12 protein-coding genes and 1 pseudogene are annotated in these 14,261 nt (G+C 61.5%); 8 read left to right on the plus strand and 5 right to left on the minus strand.

Features of this window, described 5'->3' with window-relative positions:
* Positions 1–200: 200 nt before the first annotated feature.
* From AC0L3N_RS25440 to AC0L3N_RS25450, 3 genes and pseudogenes are all read left to right on the plus strand, one after another.
* Positions 201–650: pseudogene (locus AC0L3N_RS25440) on the plus strand (class I SAM-dependent methyltransferase); the annotation flags it as partial.
* A 47-nt stretch (positions 651–697) separates the two neighbouring features.
* Positions 698–1,075, plus strand: coding sequence for a hypothetical protein (locus AC0L3N_RS25445; RefSeq protein ID WP_473550247.1), 378 nt, complete (start codon positions 698–700; stop codon positions 1,073–1,075).
* Positions 1,076–1,096: 21 nt separating this feature from the next.
* Complete coding sequence (locus AC0L3N_RS25450; protein ID WP_473550175.1) at positions 1,097–1,627, plus strand: cupin domain-containing protein; 531 nt, start codon at positions 1,097–1,099, stop codon at positions 1,625–1,627.
* A 65-nt stretch (positions 1,628–1,692) separates the two neighbouring features.
* Here the strand turns inward: AC0L3N_RS25450 and AC0L3N_RS25455 are convergent, their stop codons facing one another.
* Complete coding sequence (locus AC0L3N_RS25455; RefSeq protein ID WP_473550176.1) at positions 1,693–2,385, minus strand: TetR/AcrR family transcriptional regulator; 693 nt, start codon at positions 2,383–2,385, stop codon at positions 1,693–1,695.
* A 136-nt stretch (positions 2,386–2,521) separates the two neighbouring features.
* Between AC0L3N_RS25455 and AC0L3N_RS25460 the strand changes: the two genes are divergently transcribed.
* The 3 genes from AC0L3N_RS25460 to AC0L3N_RS25470 are packed head-to-tail and all read left to right on the plus strand — an operon-like array spanning position 2,522 to position 5,449.
* Positions 2,522–3,532, plus strand: coding sequence for an efflux RND transporter periplasmic adaptor subunit (locus AC0L3N_RS25460; RefSeq protein ID WP_473550178.1), 1,011 nt, complete (start codon positions 2,522–2,524; stop codon positions 3,530–3,532).
* Positions 3,533–3,539: 7 nt separating this feature from the next.
* On the plus strand, positions 3,540–4,781 hold the full coding sequence (locus tag AC0L3N_RS25465) for an ABC transporter permease (protein WP_473488370.1): 1,242 nt from the start codon (positions 3,540–3,542) through the stop codon (positions 4,779–4,781).
* Positions 4,778–5,449 carry an ABC transporter ATP-binding protein gene (locus AC0L3N_RS25470; RefSeq protein WP_473550179.1) on the plus strand — a complete coding sequence of 224 codons (672 nt, stop codon included), beginning with the start codon at positions 4,778–4,780 and terminating at the stop codon, positions 5,447–5,449. The genes AC0L3N_RS25465 and AC0L3N_RS25470 overlap by 4 nt, the downstream gene beginning before the upstream one ends.
* 197 nt (positions 5,450–5,646) lie before the next feature.
* On the opposite strand, the gene AC0L3N_RS25475 is transcribed toward AC0L3N_RS25470, so the two are convergent.
* The 3 genes from AC0L3N_RS25475 to AC0L3N_RS25485 all read right to left on the minus strand — a co-directional run bounded on the left by AC0L3N_RS25475 (position 5,647) and on the right by AC0L3N_RS25485 (position 10,850).
* Positions 5,647–7,422, minus strand: a complete 1,776-nt coding sequence (locus tag AC0L3N_RS25475; RefSeq protein ID WP_473550181.1) for an alpha,alpha-trehalose-phosphate synthase (UDP-forming) — start codon at positions 7,420–7,422, stop codon at positions 5,647–5,649.
* A gap of 160 nt (positions 7,423–7,582) precedes the next feature.
* Positions 7,583–9,745: an amylo-alpha-1,6-glucosidase gene (locus AC0L3N_RS25480; RefSeq protein WP_473550182.1), complete on the minus strand. Its 2,163-nt coding sequence runs from the start codon at positions 9,743–9,745 to the stop codon at positions 7,583–7,585.
* Positions 9,717–10,850 (minus strand): glycosyltransferase family 4 protein, encoded by a 1,134-nt coding sequence (locus tag AC0L3N_RS25485; protein ID WP_473550183.1) that lies wholly within the window; start codon positions 10,848–10,850, stop codon positions 9,717–9,719. Before AC0L3N_RS25485 ends, AC0L3N_RS25480 begins: the two co-directional genes overlap by 29 nt.
* A gap of 216 nt (positions 10,851–11,066) precedes the next feature.
* Between AC0L3N_RS25485 and AC0L3N_RS25490 the strand changes: the two genes are divergently transcribed.
* Positions 11,067–11,369: a DUF982 domain-containing protein gene (locus AC0L3N_RS25490; RefSeq protein ID WP_473550185.1), complete on the plus strand. Its 303-nt coding sequence runs from the start codon at positions 11,067–11,069 to the stop codon at positions 11,367–11,369.
* Positions 11,370–11,501: 132 nt separating this feature from the next.
* Here the strand turns inward: AC0L3N_RS25490 and AC0L3N_RS25495 are convergent, their stop codons facing one another.
* Complete coding sequence (locus AC0L3N_RS25495) at positions 11,502–12,212, minus strand: helix-turn-helix transcriptional regulator (protein ID WP_473550186.1); 711 nt, start codon at positions 12,210–12,212, stop codon at positions 11,502–11,504.
* Between the two features lie 472 nt (positions 12,213–12,684).
* Here AC0L3N_RS25495 and AC0L3N_RS25500 point away from each other — a divergent pair, with 472 nt between their 5' ends.
* Positions 12,685–14,214: a PAS domain S-box protein gene (locus tag AC0L3N_RS25500; protein WP_473550188.1), complete on the plus strand. Its 1,530-nt coding sequence runs from the start codon at positions 12,685–12,687 to the stop codon at positions 14,212–14,214.
* Positions 14,215–14,261 lie beyond the last annotated feature (47 nt).

Here is a 14,261-nt window from a genome sequence, read left to right on the forward strand (position 1 = left end):
GACCGGGCGGAAGGTGTTCTTCGCCCGTGCGGTACGTCAGACACGGCCGCCTGTTTCAGTCGTAACGCAATTCCCGATTCCGGAAATCACGTTGTAGCACTGATCGCCGATCGTGACGGTCCAACTCAGGGCGGCCACACGGGCTGCCCAGCCAGGCAATCGGGAGTCAAATCCAGACAGATCGATCAGGGAGTCGAATAATGGACAATCTGCTTGCCGAATACGCGCCGAAGATCGACCGCGATCAGGGCACAACGGATCCGCGTCCCTACGCCTTGGGCTACACGGAAGGTGAATTCAAGCGCTTGGAGTTGCAGGGATCGCTCATTTACAACCTTACGGAGCATGTCCTGCGCAGCGCGGGAATAGGGCCTGGCATGAGCGTGCTCGACATTGGCTGCGGCGTCGGCGACGTATCCTTGCTGGCCGGAAAGCTGGTCGGACCCTCGGGAAGAGTGCTCGGCGTCGATCGCTCGGCAGAGGCTGTGGACATTGCCGAGCGGCGCGTCACCGAATCCGGCCAGTGTTACTGGACATGTTTCACTGTTGGTGAGCTCGATACATTCTCGCCCGACGAGACCTTCGATGCGGTGATCGGCAGGCTCGTCCTGATGTATCTGCCCGATCCGGCCGCAACCCTGCGCAGGCTTGCGGCTATTTGCGGCCGGGCGGCATCATCGCCTTCCAGGAAATGGCGATGCCGCTCGCCCGCAGTTTTCCAGAGGCGCCGCTGTTCAGCAAATGCCGCGGCTGGATCATCGAGACGATCGAGCGGGCGGGTTTCGAGGTCGACATGGGTGGCAGGCTGCCCATGGTCTTCGCCGGCGCAGGGCTGCCTGCGCCGCAGATGAATTCCGCCGGCCTTGCCGGCAGCGGGCCCAACTCGCCGATCTACGACTATATTGCCGGAACCTTGCGCAGCCTGCTGCCGATGGCCGAGGCCGTCGGCGTCGCGACCGCCGCCGAAATGAAGGTCGATACGCTCGCCGAGCGATTGCGCAACGAGGCTGTCGAACAGCAGACGTGTATCATGTTGCCGCCCTTTGTCGGCGCATGGGCAAATACGCCGGGATAACGAACCGAAGGGAGACATCGGATGCTCGACACTGCCATCATCGAACGCGCGGGACATCTCGTCGACCCGCGCAACGTCGAGACGCTCAACGTGCTGGGCCCTGTGGTTCAGTTTCTCACGTCGCCGCGCGATGGCGAGCCTTGCGTCATGCGCGGCACCATTCCGCTGGGTGTTACCGTGCCGCTGCACAGCCCCGCCGATCCGGAGACCTTCATCCAGATTTCCGGCGAGATTGAGGGGCTTTCGCAGTCGCCGGAAGGTTTCGTCTGGGTATCGATCCGGCCGGGCGATATTTTCCACGTGCCGGGCGGGGCGAAGCACGCCTTTCGAAACTTGTCGACTGGGCCAGCCGTGATGATCCTCGTCAGCGCTTCAAAGATGGGCCGGTTCTTCCGGGAAATCGGCAAGCCGATCGCCGGGGAAAGCAGGCATTCGGATCCTCCGTCAGCCGACGCGATCCAGCATTTCCTGAAAACCGCCGCGGCATACGGCTACTGGAACGCGACGCCGGAAGAGAATGCGAGTGTCGGTCTTTCACTGACGCCCCCTTGATTTGGACAGCACCGGTATACGAGGCGCGGTGAATTGCTGCTCCGCGGCCTGGCGGGCTCGGCGGCTCACGGGCCTGCTTCGAGGAAAGCCCGGGCAAACCCGGGTTGCGCTGCTTCTATCGTTCCATCGGGCAGCTTCAAAAGCCGGTCGATTGCGATGCCATAGAGCCGCAGCCGGTCGTCGAGCAGCCGCGCCGCTTCGTCGATATTGCCCTGCTCGGCCTTCAGCAAGGCGCGGTGCATTACGTCCCGAAAGATCAGCCGCAGCTGCAAAAACATCTCGGCGAAAGCTTCCGGGTCGGGCACGTCGAAGATGCCTTCCTCGCTTCCTTTCCTGAGCAGATCGGTGATTATCGGCATGGCCAATTCCCTGGCCGCCTGGTCGACCCGATGGAAGAGGGCAAGGTTCTCGGGCCGGAACAGGACGAAAAACGTCTTGCGCAATTGCGGGGCGAGCTCGACGTTCAGCCGCCGCGAGCCGGCAAAGAGCGCATTGAGCCGGCCAAGCCCATCGAGTGACGGATCGTTGAGCACGGGCTGCAACTCGGTGAAACTGTCGCGCGCGAGACGTGTGGCGAGCGCCTCCAGCAGAGCCTCTTTCGATGCGAAATAGTGGTAGAACGCGCCCTTCGACAGGCCGGCCTCGCGGATGATGTCGTTCACCGTCGTGTTGTCGTAGCCTTGCTCGAAGAAAAGCCGCTGGGCGCAGTCGAGGAGCTCGGCGGATCGTATCTCCGGCGGCTTTATCACTCGGGGCAAAATCGACCTCGCAAAGTACAGATTGGGAGCAAGAGGAGCACGAACCGTTTCTTTATGCAACTTTATAGACCGACGGTCGGTCTAGTGTTATGTCTGCCACTGCCCGACGTTCGGATTCGATGATGGAGGGAGATTCTTGCGACGGATACGCTGGATTGTCGGCATCGTTTTTGTCGCGGCGGCTGCTGCTTTTGGCGCTTGGTATCTGTGGCAGCCGGCCAAGGTTTCGGTCGTGACGCCACAACGCGGCGACGCGGCGGAAATCGTTTACGCGAGCGGCTCCGTCGAGCCGCGAACCTGGGCCAAGGTGGCTCCCGTGGTCCGCGAGAGGATCGTCGAGCAATGTAATTGCGAGGGGTCGAGGGTTGCACAAGGCGACGTGCTCGCCAAGCTCGACGACAGCGAGGCCCGGGCCGTGCTTGGCGAGCTCGAAGCGCGTCAAGCGCTTGCCCAGGAAGAGCTCCGGCGGCTGACGGTGCTTGCCGAAAGGCGTGCTGCGAGCCAGCAGGCGCTCGATCGTGCGCAGAGCGAGCTCGGCCAGATCGAGGCGCTGGTTGCCGGACAGAAAGCGCGACTCGACACCTACGTCTTACGAGCGCCGAGCGCCGGTGTCGTGCTCAGGCAGGACGGCGAGGTGGGTGAGGTCGCCGAGCTCGGCACGGTGTTATTCTGGGTCGGTGAGCCGAAGCCGCTCCTGGTGGTCGCCGAGGTCAACGAGGAGGATATCCCCCGGGTCGAGGTCGGCCAGCGCGCGCTGCTTAAATCGGATGCGTTCCTTAGGCAGAACCTGGAAGCGGTGGTCGACAGCATCACGCCCAAGGGCGATCCGGTGACGAAGACCTATCGCGTCCGTTTCCGCCTGCCGGACGATACGCCGCTTGGTATAGGCATGTCGACCGACGTGAACATCGTCATCCGCGTTTCGAAAAATGCGCTGTTGATCCCGCCCGCTGCGATGGATGGGAACAAGCTGTTCATAGTCGAAGGCGACAAGGCCCGGCGCCGTGAAATCCGAACCGGCATTCGCGGCACCAATGGCATCGAGGTTCTGTCAGGTGTCGACGAGAAGGCTCGCGTCATCTCGCCCTACCCCGCCGACCTGGCCGACGGGGGGCGCGTAAGCATCACCGCCGCCCAAGAGAGATAAAGCAACGATGCCTCTCATCTTCGACATCGCCATCACGCATATTGCCGGCCGCGGTCGCCAGACGCTGGTGGCCGTGATCGGCGTTGCGGTCGGTGTCGGATTCTCCATCGCCATGGCGGCGCTGATGCAGGGCGGGCAGGACGATTTCGTCAGGCAGCTCGTCGATACGATGCCGCATGTCGACATCACCGACGAGCAGCGCACCGCCCGCCGCCAGCCAGCCGAAAATGCCTTCGCGACAGTCGCGATCTCCGGGCTCAGGCCGCGCGACGATCGCCGCGGCATCATCAATCCGACCGCCGCGACCTCCTGGCTCGAGAGCTGGATTCCCGGCCGGTTCGCGGCAAGCCTCAAAACGCAGGGGGTGATCCGCTATTCCAGCCGCGAAGTGGGCGCGGCGATCATTGGGATCGAACCGGAGCGCGAGTCCGGCGTGTCGCCGATCGTCGGAGACTTCGTCGAAGGCAGCTTTTCGGCACTTGCCGCGGGCGGCAACAACGTGCTCATCGGCGACACGATGGCGAGCCGGCTCGGCGCCGGGTTCGGCGACACGATAACGGCGGTCTCCTCCGAGGGGCTGACGCGCAACTTCAAGATCGCTGGCCTGTTCCACACCGGCACCACCGCGCGCGACGAAGGTGAGGCCTATGTACTGCTGAAGAACGCGCAGATCCTCTCCGCGCGTCCAAACGCAATCAACGAGATCCGCATCAAGCTCGACGATCCCAACCGCGCTCCGGCGGTGGCGCAGCGTGCCGAGGCCGAACTGGGCTACAAGGCCGTAGCGTGGCAGGAGGCGAATGAATCGATCCTCGAAGCGCTCGTCGTGCGCAACGTCATCATGTACACCGTCGTCGGCGCGATCATGCTGGTCGCTGGCTTCGGCATCTACAACATCATCTCGACCATCACGCACGAGAAGGCGCGCGACATCGCCATCATGAAGTCGCTTGGCTTTCCGGAGTCCGACATGCGCCGGCTCTTTCTGCTGGAAGGCGTGGCGATCGGCGCGGCCGGGTCCGTGCTCGGCGGGCTGTTCGGCGTTTCCATGACCTATGCACTGTCGCTTGTGCGTTTCGAGATCGCCGCGACCGGCCAGGAGATGACCCGGCTGCCGATCGCCTGGAGCTTGATGCACTACGTCATTGCGTCAGCTTTCGCGCTAGGCTCGGCGGCAGTGGCCGGCTACCTGCCGGCGCGCCGCGCGGCGCGCCTGAACCCCGTCGAGATCATCAGAGGCGCGTCATGAGCGCACTCATCGAGACCGAGAAACTGACGCGCGTGCTGCCCGAGACCGTTCCCGTCACGCTGGTCAAGGACATCACGCTCGCGATCAACGAGAGAGAATTCGTCGCCGTCACCGGTCCCTCCGGGTCTGGCAAATCCTCATTGCTCTATCTGCTCGGGCTGCTGGACCGGCCGACTGCCGGGAGGTTGAGAATAGGCGGCCGCGACACCGAGCCGATGAATGAAAGGGAGCGCGCGCGGACCAGGCTTTCGATGCTGGGCTTCGTGTTCCAGTTTCATTTTCTGCTGCCGGAGTTCACGGCGCGCGAAAATGTCGAAATCCCAATGCGCAAATTGGGCCGCCTGGCGCGGCCACAGATGCGCGAACGGGCCGGGGAGCTGCTTTCATCCCTGGGGCTCGGCGAACATCTCGAGAAGCGGCCCGACCAGCTCTCGGGCGGCCAGCGTCAGCGCGTCGCGGTGGCGCGCTCGCTCGCCAATGACCCGCCGCTTATCCTCGCCGATGAGCCGACGGGGAGCCTCGACAGCAAGAGCTCCGAGCAGGTCTTCGCAATCCTGGAGAATCTTGTGCGCGAGCGCGGCAAGACCGTCGTGGCGGTTACGCATGATCTCGACATGGCTACGCGCATGGATCGCCGCATTCACATCGTGGACGGGAAGATCGGCTGATCAGCTTCTCCAGTGGGCCGAGGCGATGGGCAGGGCGCGTTAATCCGATCGAGGTCACCTTGGCGCCTTCCTTATGGGGTTTCTCAAGCACGTCTGGCGCTTGCAGTCGATATACGAACCGTTAACTTAACTCAGAACGTCGAACTGGCGCAGTATTCAGGAGAACTGGTACATGACGCAGCGGCAGCGAATGCTCGTCACGACACTGCCTTTCTTGCCCGCTCGAACATGGGAATCACATTGTTGTTCGATGGCCGCTCGCCGTTGCCCGTCACCCGGTCGAGGTCGCCGCGCTTGCGAAGGCGGGCCGCGTCCAGAAGCATGCTGCCGGCCCATCGATAGACGTTGTTGTCGCGGACCATCTCGCGCATGGGCCGCATACGCTCGCGCTGTTCCTCCGGCGTCATGGTCAGCGCCTGCAGCAGCGCTTCGCTCGTCATGGCCGTATCGTAGGGATTGACGATCAATGCCTCCAGAAGTTCGCGCGAAGCGCCGGCAAAGGTGCTGAGCAACAACACGCCCTGTTCGTCGTCGCGCGCCGCGACGAATTCCTTGGCCACCAAGTTCATGCCGTCATGCAGGCTGGTGACCATGCATATGTCGGCGGCGCGATAGAATTCGTAGACCTGTTCCTGCGGGTGATGTTTGTCTACCATTAGGACAGGACTGTAATCCTCGCTGCCGTAGCGCTGGTTGAGCTCTTCGACGTAGCGGCGGCATTCATCGTGGAGTTGCCTGTAAGCCGGGAGTGTGCCGCGGCTGGGTGCTGCGATCTGTAGGAGAACCAGTTTCCCGACCCATTCGGGATGTCTCGTGAACAATTCTTCCAGCGCCCGGAAACGGTCGAGAATGCCCTTCGTATAGTCGAGACGCTCGACGCCGACGCACAGTTTGACATCCTCTTTCAGTCCGAACCTCTCGCGCAGGCGGGCGCGGCATTCGTCGACATCAGGCAGTTTCGCCAAAAGTTCGGCCGGCCATTCTATGGAGATGGGATAGGCGTGCACCAGCGTCGTCTGTCCGCCGTAGGAGATCGCCGCATCGGCCCGCTCTATACGGCTTTCCAGAAAGCGATCGACGCTTTCGGCGAAATTGTTGGCATGGAACTGGGTATGGAAGCCGATGATGGAGCTGCCGAGCAAGCCCTCCAGGATCCGTTCACGCCATGGACAGATGCTGTACACTTCCGAGTTGGGCCATGGGATATGCCAGAAAGTGATGACGATCGCCTCGGGAAGGCGCTCTCGGATCATGCGCGGCAAGAGCGCGAAGTGATAGTCCTGGACCAGCACGATCGGCCGCTCGTTGCGCGCTTCGGCAACCACAGTATCGGCGAACTTCCGGTTGACGGCCTCATAGGCCGTCCAATCCGACGCACGGAAAATCGGGCGGGTGAAGGCGATATGGCAAAGCGGCCACAGACCTTCATTGGCGAAGCCCAGATAATAGCCCTGGTATTCTTCCTCCGTCAGCCAGACCCTGCGCAGCGCGTAGGACGGATTGCCAGGCGGCACCTCAATCCGGTCGTTCTTGTCGACCGTGAGGCGGTCCGCTGTTCCGCCGCCATAGGCGATCCAGGTGCCGGCACAGGCGCGGGTGATCGGCTCGAGCGCCGAAACCAGCCCGCTGGCCGGTACCAAGAGCTCGACGCCATCATCCTTGATGTTGTGGATATAGGGCTCGCGGTTGGATACCACGATCACCTGCGTCTCCGGCAGATCGTCCGCCAGGATCTTGCGCAAGGTGTCGGGCGACCATGTGATCAGTGCGGCATCGGCCGAGTGGCCGTTCTTTTCAAACTCCCGCAGCACTTTGCGAGCCGCTTCCGAAGCCACGTCCTCGCCTGCGGCGTATGCGACCGCTGGTGTGTGGCTGTGGCGCCGTTGGAATACCGAGAACACCACGGCAACAGCGGAAAGGCCGAGGCTTGCAAGGATCAGAATCCAGAGTACCTCTATGCCATAGTCTGACATTGGAACAACGATTTTCCTCCGGTTGGTGGCCGTTTTTCTTTTTTTCAAGCCGGCCACTGGTGACAGGCCGCTGTGCGCCGGCATGATTTTGCAACGCACGGATGGGGCCATCGGTTCCGGTAGTTTAAGCGCGGCGGTCAATTCGATGCGTAAAGCCAAACTAGGTCCGCACGATGAGCGGCACTAACCCCTCATGTCGGTCGGCGAGAAAGGCGACGACCCTGTCGCCGACGCGCTGAAATGTCAGATCCACCGCCCTTGCGCCAACGCCCAGATGCCTCAGCGTGAGCATGTCGATACCAATCGGCAGCCTGGGCCGGGTCACGTGGATTTCGCCCTCCCAGCCGTGGATCTCCAAGCCGAGGCAGGCCTGCATCAGCATGAAGGCAGACCCGGCCGACCACGCCTGCGGCAAGCAGGCGACGGGGTAGGCGATCGGCGCTTCGCCCGGCGCGCGGGTAAAACCGCAGAACAGTTCGGGCAACCGCATGTTGAAATGGACCGCCGATTCGAAGGTACTGCTCATCAGCCGGACCACGCTTTCACGCTCGCCAAAGCGTGCCAGACCGGCGCCGCACATGGCGGTGTCATGCGGCCAGATCGATCCGTTGTGGTATGACATCGGGTTGAAGAACACAGCATCGTCGGCGACCGTCCTCAGCCCCCAGCCCGAATGGAAGGACGCTGAAAGCAGCTGGTCGGCGACCATCTGCGCCCGCGTCGGCTCGGGGAGCCCGACATAGAGAAGATGCCCGACATTAGACGTCCGCACCTTGCAGGGCTCGCTGGCGCCATCAATCGCCAAGGCATAGAAGCCGAGATCGTCCAGCCAGAAATGGCGTTCCACAGCGGCGCGCATGGCCTCGGCTTGGCTGTCCCAATGATCGGCCCTGTCGTCCTCGCCGCGGCGACGGGCGAGCGCCGCCAGCCCCCGGAACGCGGCAAAGACATAGCCTTGCACCTCCACCAGGGCGATCGGTCCCTTGGGGATTCGGCCATCTGCATGGAAGACGGAATCGATACTGTCCTTCCATCCCTGGTTGGTGAGGCCGGACTCGGCAGCACGCTGATAGGTGACGAAGCCGGTCGGCCGGCTTGCCTCCTCGGTCCATTCAGCCGCGGCGTAGAGCGACGGCCACAGGCTGTCGACGAACGCCATGTCACCGGTACGGTCCGCATAGGCGCAGGCGAGATGGATGTAGAGCGGCGTCGTGTCGACACCGCCATAGTAGCGGCCGAAGGGGAGCTCCCGCAGCGCCGCCATTTCGCCTTTGCGGGTCTCGTGCATGATCTTACCCGGCTGCGAATCGCTGAACGGCGATGTCTCTGTCGCCTGGTGCTGGGCAAGGAAGGCCAGCACGCCTCGCGCCAAGCCCGGGTTGAGCCACAGCATCTGCAACGCGGAGATCACGCCGTCGCGGCCGAATGCCGTCGAAAACCAGGGGATGCCCGCATAGGGGTAGGGTCCGGTCGTAAGCTCGGTGGTCAGCAGCGCCACATCCGCGCGAGCGCGCGCGACCCAATCGTTGAAGACGCGCCCGGAACTGTGCACCGTGGCACCATGGCGGCGCTTAATCCGCATGCCGAAGCGAGCCCGGGCCGCGGCGGCGCGGAAGCGATCGCGGTTCGGCGTTTCCGCGACCTCGGGACCGACCTCGACATACAGCGCCTTGCTGCTGCGCCTCGTCACGGCAATCAGGAAATCCGCACGGTCGGCCGTCAGATGGTCCGGCGCCTGCGAGAACGATATCGCCGACATCCGCGCCAGCCCGTCCAACCCGTCGTAGCGAAGCAGGACGGAGGTCGCATCGGTCTCGGCAGCATGGGCCATACCGCGCTTCAGCCTTGTCGAGCCGCGCACTTCGAACATGTCGCGGAAGTCGGCTGCAAAATGCAGCGAAACGCGGATGGTGGAGTGTTCCTGACTGTAATTGGAAAGGGTGATGCGTTCAAACAGCCGGTCCTGCCAAAGCAGCCTGACGCGTTCGATATGGATCGCGCCCTGCGGAATGTCCCGGCCGCGGACGCTCTGCATCGGCAGATTGGTCAGGTTGGAGGTGAAGAGCACATTGTCCTGACTGAGCGACGCACCGAGCAGCGATGTCTGCCGGCCGCCGACGGTCAGCCGGAATTCGGAAAGCACTCGCGTGTCGTCACGGAAGAAACCATCGCCGGCGCCGCGGATATCGCCGTAGGCGTCGGCCACGGCGAAGCAATCGCCTTGCTTGAGGGCGAACAGCCGATGCGGCTCTCGAGGTGCGGTGGCGTCCAGGGACGCAAGTGCTACGGCGGGATCAAGCTTGCGCTCGTCGAGTTGGGCCATTCGCTACATATCTCTCTCGTTTCGCCCCCGAGGTAATGCCGCTCACGACCGCTCTTGCTTCGGCCGACGCACCAATCAGGCGCGCGTAGGCGGAAACGTAGTCGCAGGTCATTCTTTTGGCGGAAAACCGCCTCTCGAAGACAGCTCGAACCTTCCGCCTGTCGAGCCGCAGCATGCCCGGCACCGATGCGACCGCGCCCTCCATGGAATTCACGATAAAACCGGTTATGCCTTGATCGACGATTTCCGGCATGGCGCCGGAATTCCAGGCGATCACCGGCGTGCCGCAGGCCATCGCTTCTATGACGGCAAGACCGAACGGCTCGGGCCAGTCGATCGGGAATACGAGGCCCACCGCCTTGCCGAGGAATTCCGCTTTCTTGTCCTCCTCGATCTCGCCGACATAGTCGACACGGTCACCGTCGACCAACGGCTCGATCATCTCTCGGAAATAGGCCCGGTCGTCGTCGCCGATCTTTGCCGCAAGCTTCAGTTTCAGCCCCGAGCGCAGCGCGATCTCGATGGCACGATCCGGACGCTTATCGCGCGACATCCGGCCAAGGAAGGCGAGGTAGGGCTCCCCTGGGCTCGTCTCGAAAACCGGTTTGTAGAGTTCGATAGGCAGCCCGTGGTGGATCGTCGTCAGCCAGTTGGCGTTGGCGAGCCCCGTTCTTTGGCTACGGGAAACGGAGATCATCGGAAAGCGCGGAAAACGCTCATAGGCCGGCGCCAGATCGACATAGTCGAGCCTGCCATGCGGCGTCGTCACCGTCCGCTCGGGCATATGCTCGAAAAAAGAAAAATGCAGGAAATGGCTGAGGTGAAAATGAATGATATCAAATTCTTGAGATCGTTTCCTCACCTCGGAAAGCATCGAAAGGTGCGCGGCTGTCTCGGATTTCAGCGGGCGTGGGTCAAGACGCAGCGCACGCTCGCGACACGGCACCAATTTTGCCGACGTTTTTGTATCGCCACTGGCGAACAAGGTTACGTCATGGCCAAGCTCGACCAATCCTTCGGTCAAATAGGAGACAATGCGCTCCGTACCTCCATAGAGCCGAGGCGGTACGGATTCATGGAGCGGCGCCACGTGGGCTATTCTCATAGTCTGGCATTTCCCTCAAAGATCATCGCTAAAGTCGAAATGCATCACCCCCCCGAACGTTCCCGCCAAGGCAGGAAGTCGGGCGATGACCGGCGATTCACTCAGCCGACCCGTTGCCATTTAGCAAAGGGTGGGCGTTTTTGCCGGGAACCAATTGGCTGGCCGTGAATTTAATTAGGTTCGATCGAACGCATCGCGATCGACTGGGAGGAAACGATGAATCGCCTACAGTTCTTTACGCCGGTGCGAATTTCGTGCGGGCAGGGGAAACCTGTCGAAGAAATTGACAGTGTCAACGAAGCGATGACGTTTTTGCGCCATTGGCCGAAAGGGCGGCGCGGCCCGGTGTATCAATGCGCACTGAACTGCTGCGCTGCGGCTCTGGCGGGCCAGATGTCTGCCGAGGAAGCAAGAAAGGCTTTTACGGGCTTTGCCCGGATCACCCGGCTGCTGGATGACGACATGGCGCTGCCGATGGGCGGCGAAAAGATGGACAGCGCATACGCGCCGAGGCGATAGACGTCGCGACTGCCGAGGTTGGCCTCTGCTCGTCGGAGCCAGGCTTAGCTGAGCAAGCCGGTGCCACGAACCGCGCAACGCGACGCGCAATCTGCAGGGCCGATGCCCGGGCGCCTGGATCCAAGCCGGCCCTTATGGCAAGACCGAAATGCGCCCGAGAAGAGCCACCAGTTCCGCCTGACGTCTCGTTTCGGTCTTGGCGAACAGCGAGGCAAGCTGGGAGCGGATCGTGGTGCGGCTGAGGCGCCAACTGCGGGCGATCTCCAATGGAGCATCGCCCTGAGCCAAGCGCAGCGCAAGGTGCGTTTCCGCGCTCGTCAAGCCAAACATCCTTTGCAGTGTCTGAGGATTTGGCCCCGACCTGTTCTCACGGTCCAACAATGCCACAATGCTCGTTCCGTCAGGAGCGATCAGGCCGTTCTCTTTCAGTACCACCGGCCTGTCACCCCTGCTGCGGATCACCACCCAAGACAGGGAGCCCGGCAGGAAATGGGCCGGAACATTCGCGATCAGCCGTTTTAGGGCTACCGAAAGCTCGCTGGCTGTATCAGCCGGCTCCCCCTGGCGCTCCAGCGTGGTTTGAGCGGCGGCATTCCATTCGATGACTTTTCTTTCGCGGTTCAGTACGAGATAGCCACAGCCGATGCGATCAAGCATCCCCGTGACGGATTCCAGGCTGCGTCTCCGCGGTTCGTCGGCCCCTGCGTCCGGTCGGTCAGATGCACCAATCGAATGATAAGCATATGACGGCCGCATCATCTGGGCGCCAGGGTTATACTTGGCTCCTATTGTAACGTTCCGTTTGCCCGCAACCGCATCACTGTGTCTCTCGATCATAGCCATTTTTAACCTCCCCAAAGGTCCGTCAGCCCGTAGTAAATCGCTCGTGATTTACGAACAGTCTTCTTGCGTGGGGCTCGTGAAAAAACGGGCCCTACTACCTTGAATTCGATATATTCTGAGGAGTTATGACCAAGTCATGCTCCCCCCACGAGATAAAATGCGCGCTGTGATAGTGGTATGGCAATCCGGCAGTCGTACTAGGTTGTACGTTTTTTGCTCTAGTCTCGACGGCCTAGTCAAAAGGTTGTAGTCTATGCCCATGAACTCGCAGTCGCGCAGGTCGGATTCGAACCCATCAGTCAGACTGCTAACTCACATTGCCTCCGTATTGGTGCTGGCCGCTACACTGATATTTGAAACAAGAGCGTCAGTATATATTGGGGAGGGATCGAGTTTTCTGGAGTTTATACCAGCTATTATTATCATTTCCTACCTTGAAGACCGTGGGCCTGCGCTTGCGGCGACAATCCTGATGGTGGCTGCCGGCCTATGGGCACGAAGCACCCTGCATGGACAGATATCCAGCGAAGATTGGGCGCGCGCCATTTTGCTTGTGGTTTCGGGGGGCGTGATTGCCGTGACGTTTCATCGGCTGCGGCAGGACTTGCGTGAGCTGCTGGAAGTGGCAGAAGCCAGACTCGCCGCCGTCGAAGCAACTGAAAGCCGCTACCGTTGGGCTTTCGAACGCGCCGCCATGGGATTCGCAAACACCAACGAGAAAGGTGAGCTGCTGCAATCCAACAGACGCCTCAGTGAGATGACTGGCTACGAGGAGGAGGAGCTTGCCCAATTGCGGCTCGAGACACTCGTTCATCCGGACGACCGTGATGCCTTGGAGCAGTTGCTGGCGGGCCTGGGTAACGACTCTGCTTCGTTCGCTTCGGAGGTTCGTCTGTTAAGAAAGAACGGTTCGGCATTCTGGGCGCGGCTAACCCTGTCTTCGTCCGTACCCGACGGGGTTCTCTCAGAGAGCATCTTCGTAGTGGTTGACGATATCTCGGAACGACGAGCCGTACACGAAGCGCTTCGGGCTCAGAAGGAGTGGCTGGATCTCGCTTTGTCTGCCGGACGCCTGGCCACGTGGCGGATCGACCTTAAAGACGGGATCGTCACCGGATCGGGCACGTTCTGGGACATTCTCGGCCTGCCCCCGGCCGCTAGCCGCCGTTTGGAGGAACTGTCAGCCGTTGTCCATCCGGCGGACTGGCCAAAGCTGGTAGCATCGAGAAAGCTCGCATCAGTCACGAACTACGACGTCGAGATTCGCGTCCGGCGACCGGACGGGCATATCCGCTGGGTTGCCCTGCGCGGAAGGGAAGAGAAATACGATGATCGTCTACAGCGGCTCGGCGTGGCCGCCGACCTGACCGAGCGAAGACAAACCACGCTGCTGCGCGCCGCGGCAAAGAAGCGGGAGCGCATCATGCTCGAACAACGCCACAGGTTCAGCAATCTATTTCCTGTGATCACGGCGCTCGTGAAAATGGTCAATGTTCCGGAGAACAATGTCGCCAGGTACAAGGAGACGCTCATCGACCGGATTCGTTCGCTTGAGGCAACGCATCTGCTCCTTTCAGGCAACAGCAGCGCGTCGGGAATGCTCCACGATCTCGTTGTTCAGGAGTTGCAACCGTACATGGGGACACGCGACATATCAGTCAGCGGTCCCTCCGTTGCGATGTCAGGCGGCGCCGCCGAGAGCTTTGCGATGATTGTTCACGAGCTTGCGACCAATTCCCTGAAACATGGAGCGCTTGGCGATTCAAAAGGCCGGATCGAGGTAAATTGGACATTCGCGTCTGAAGACGCACGCAGTGACATCGTGTTCGAGTGGGTGGAATCGGGGCGGCGGCGGACTTCAAAAGTTGTCCGTCATGGGTTCGGTTCCATGATAATCGGAGTGGATGGGGCGCCGCTTGTCGGTTACTCGCCTAAGTTGGAAATGTCGGATCACGGGCTGCGATATTCGCTGCGGCTGTCGCGCAAGGAAATCGGCCCTTAGCGCTTTGACGCAAAAATCGGGCTCGTTTCTAAAGCGCGTCGCATTTG

The sequence above is a fragment of the Mesorhizobium sp. WSM4807 genome, assembly GCF_055811615.1.

Excerpts from the sequence above, each read along its gene's own strand:
- AC0L3N_RS25445 (WP_473550247.1), top strand. The coding sequence starts at position 698 with ATGCCGCTCGCCCGCAGTTTTCCAGAGGCGCCGCTGTTCAGCAAATGC.
- AC0L3N_RS25450 (WP_473550175.1), top strand. The coding sequence starts at position 1,097 with ATGCTCGACACTGCCATCATCGAACGCGCGGGACATCTCGTCGACCCG.
- AC0L3N_RS25465 (WP_473488370.1), top strand. The coding sequence starts at position 3,540 with ATGCCTCTCATCTTCGACATCGCCATCACGCATATTGCCGGCCGCGGT.
- AC0L3N_RS25470 (WP_473550179.1), top strand. The coding sequence starts at position 4,778 with ATGAGCGCACTCATCGAGACCGAGAAACTGACGCGCGTGCTGCCCGAG.
- AC0L3N_RS25475 (WP_473550181.1), bottom strand. The coding sequence starts at position 7,422 with ATGTCAGACTATGGCATAGAGGTACTCTGGATTCTGATCCTTGCAAGC.
- AC0L3N_RS25480 (WP_473550182.1), bottom strand. The coding sequence starts at position 9,745 with ATGGCCCAACTCGACGAGCGCAAGCTTGATCCCGCCGTAGCACTTGCG.
- AC0L3N_RS25485 (WP_473550183.1), bottom strand. The coding sequence starts at position 10,850 with ATGAGAATAGCCCACGTGGCGCCGCTCCATGAATCCGTACCGCCTCGG.
- AC0L3N_RS25490 (WP_473550185.1), top strand. The coding sequence starts at position 11,067 with ATGAATCGCCTACAGTTCTTTACGCCGGTGCGAATTTCGTGCGGGCAG.
- AC0L3N_RS25495 (WP_473550186.1), bottom strand. The coding sequence starts at position 12,212 with ATGGCTATGATCGAGAGACACAGTGATGCGGTTGCGGGCAAACGGAAC.
- AC0L3N_RS25500 (WP_473550188.1), top strand. The coding sequence starts at position 12,685 with ATGGTGGCTGCCGGCCTATGGGCACGAAGCACCCTGCATGGACAGATA.